At 73.0% G+C, this 2,785-nt stretch carries 3 protein-coding genes; 2 read left to right on the forward strand and 1 reads right to left on the reverse strand.

Features of this window, described 5'->3' with window-relative positions; genetic code table 11:
- Window positions 1-452, reverse strand: a 452-nt coding sequence (locus AB8Z75_RS34040) for a hypothetical protein (RefSeq protein WP_369208870.1), incomplete at its 3' end; no start/stop codon positions are given.
- A 903-nt stretch (window positions 453-1,355) separates the two neighbouring features.
- Here AB8Z75_RS34040 and AB8Z75_RS34045 point away from each other — a divergent pair.
- Together AB8Z75_RS34045 and AB8Z75_RS34050 are read left to right on the forward strand one after the other, a co-directional pair.
- Complete coding sequence (locus AB8Z75_RS34045) at window positions 1,356-1,796, forward strand: DUF4913 domain-containing protein (RefSeq protein ID WP_369208874.1); 441 nt, start codon at window positions 1,356-1,358, stop codon at window positions 1,794-1,796.
- A 193-nt stretch (window positions 1,797-1,989) separates the two neighbouring features.
- The coding region (locus AB8Z75_RS34050; protein WP_369208872.1) for a BTAD domain-containing putative transcriptional regulator at window positions 1,990-2,785 on the forward strand (796 nt) is incomplete at its 3' end.

A 2,785-nucleotide genomic window follows, 5' to 3' on the forward strand; every position in this document is an offset into this window, starting at 1 on the left:
GCGGTGTTCTCTGGTCGGAAGCCGGGGGCCTGGCCCGAAGCGTAGTCGGGGAGGTGAGGGAGCAGGGGCGGTTCGGCCATGCGTGCGCCGGGGGCCGCGGTGGACGGGCCGCGCGCGGTGACGTCCGTCGTGGGCGAGCGCCCCTCGGTGGTGCCCGGTTTCGCCGACCGCCAGGGATTGAGCCTGGACAGCCAGGACCGCTCGGACTGCGGAGAGCCGACGTGAGGCGCCTCCGCTGCGGCTGCGTCCGAGAGCGACTTGCCGAAGGGCAACAGGTTGCGGCCGGCCGCCACCCCGTAGCGGGTCGGAGTCCTTGGCTTGCCCCCGCTCCGCGTCTTCGGCTTGCCCTCGATCAACTCCCGCACGGCTTGCCGGACTGCCCTCTTCTGGTCGTCATCGAGACTTCCGTACTCGGCACGGCGCGACTGGGCGCCGTCCGGCTGCTGCTTCATGAGCCGTCGGCCGGCCGGCTGCGGTGGCGGCGCGAAGCCCCCTCCGGGGTGCGGCACAGCGAGGTTCGGCCCTTGCGCCGCGAAGCCGGGCCCCTGCGGGACGAAGCCGGCCCCCGGGCCGAACCCCGGAGCCTGGGACGGATAGCCGGGCCCCGGGGCAAAGCCCGAAGCCTGGGGCGGATGGCCGGGCCCCGGGGCGAAGCCCGGAGCCTGGGGTGGGAAGCCGGGGCCCGGGGCGAAGYCCGGGCCGCGCGGCCCGAAGGTCGGTGGTGCCGCAGGCTGTTGCAGACCCGGCCCTTCGGGAGCCCACCCCGGCGCTGCCCCGTAGGCAGCGTGCTGGGCCTGTGGCGGCGGAACCTGCTGCGGCTCCGGCCAATGCGCAGGCGGAGTCTGCTGCACGGGCGGGGCGGGCTGCACGGGCGGGGCGGGCTGCGCGGGCGGCGCCTGCTGGAACTCCTGCCCCGCGCCAGGGTCGGCCGCGGGCTGTGCGCCCCGCCGATACCGCAGGAGGCGGCGCCACACGTCGCGGAGGAGCCGCAGGATCTCGTCGGCCACGTCGTCCCCGGCTTGGCCGGCCGCATCCCGCGGCGCACGCTGGGGGGTGGGATCAGGACGCGCGCCCTGCCTGTTCCGTCGCGTGTTCGCCTTCAGTTCCTCGTCGAGCAACTGCCGTGCCAGCCGCTTGGGCCTGACGCGGTGAGAACCGGGCTCAGGCATAGGGGCGTCCTCCGTGTCGTCGGCGACCGGTATTCGAGAACCCCACGGATCGGCCCCGCGTGCGGTTCATTCGGGGCGCGGTGCTTCTCCCTGGAGGGGTGAACCGGTCGGGGCGCCGGTACGTGGTGGGGGGAGAAGACGCTGCCGCAGCCGAACGCGATCGCAGGAGTGCACCCGCTGATGTCCATGGTCGACGAGAGCCAGAGCCGTCCCCAGGAGCAGGGCCCGTCAGACGGTGCGGACGCGGAACCCCCCGCGCCGCGATTCATCCTCTATTTGGACGGGGTGGAATACCAGTCGGAGTTGTTCCGACTGGCCCAGTGGACGCACCATGTCCTGCTGCCCGTCTACGGCAGGGAGGTCACCTCGTCAGCGCCGTGGTGCTCCCGCTGGTGGGAGCACCAGGAGGCGGTGGCGCAGCTCCACGGTCTGTGGCTGGCGTGGGCCGAGCTGACCGGCCCCTACGCCGAGACGACGGGGCCGGCGTCGTGGCACCGCGACTTCCTGGGCCCGGTGCTCGGTGCTCTGCGCGATCCGTCGGGTCCGTTCGCCGGCTGCAAGCCCGGCAGTCACCGTTCCAAGGTGGTCCCGCCCGTCGAACCGCTGGTCCCGCCGCCTGCTGCCTGATGTTGCGGCGGTGGCTGCCGCGCGGGCCGACGGCCTTCCGTGCAGGTGTCGATCGTGTTGCGCGCCGAAGTCCGAGGGGAAACGACTCGGCGAGAAATGCACCTGTGCGGTTCCGGATCGTTCGCGCCTCGGTAGAGTCGAACTTGTGAACGCGAGCCATACGGACTCCCTGCGCATAGCTGTTTTAGGACCCGTGCGAGCGTGGCGTGGGGAGAAGGAGCTGGCCCTCGGGTCACCACAGCAACGAGCGGTGCTGACGGCGCTGCTGCTGCGCCGCGGACGCCCCGCGTCCATCGACGAGCTCATCGACGCCCTCTGGGGCGAGGAGCCGCCGTCGGGAGCCGTCACGGTGCTGCGTACGTACGTCTCCCGGTTGCGCAAGGTACTGGAGCCGGGGCGCAAGGCGGGACAGGCCCCGCAGCTGATCGTGTCCGCCGCGGACGGCTACCTCGTACGTCTTCCTCAGGACTGCCTCGATCTCGACCTGTTCGAGCGAAGAGTGGCCGAAGCCAAAAAGCTCCGCACCGGGGGTTCCCTCGGCGCCGCCGACGAGTTGCTGCACGCGGCACTGGAGTTGTGGGACGGCAAGCCGCTGGCCGGGCTTCCCGGACCGCTGGCCGAGGCCGAACGGTACCGGCTCGACGAGCAGTGGCTGAGCGCGTCGGAGACCCACCTGGACCTCGGCCTGGCACTGGGGCGCCATGAGGAGGTGGCCGCCAGGCTGACCACGCTGGCGGCCGGGCACCCGCTGCGCGAACGGCTCCACGAGCTGCTCATGCTGGCGCTGTACCGCTCAGGTCGGCAGGCCGAGGCCCTGGCGGCCTTCCGTGAGATCCGCACGACGCTGGCCTCGGAGCTGGGCGTCGAGCCCGGTGCGGCCCTGGCGGATCTGCACGCCCGTATGCTGTCCGGCGACCCGTCGCTGCGCGCTCCGGCGCCGCCGCAGCCCCCCGGCCCCGACCCGGCTGCCGTTTCGGATCCTCCCCCGC

Source organism: Streptomyces sp. PU-14G, from assembly GCF_041028275.1.
Taxonomy (GTDB): Bacteria; Actinomycetota; Actinomycetes; order Streptomycetales; family Streptomycetaceae; genus Streptomyces.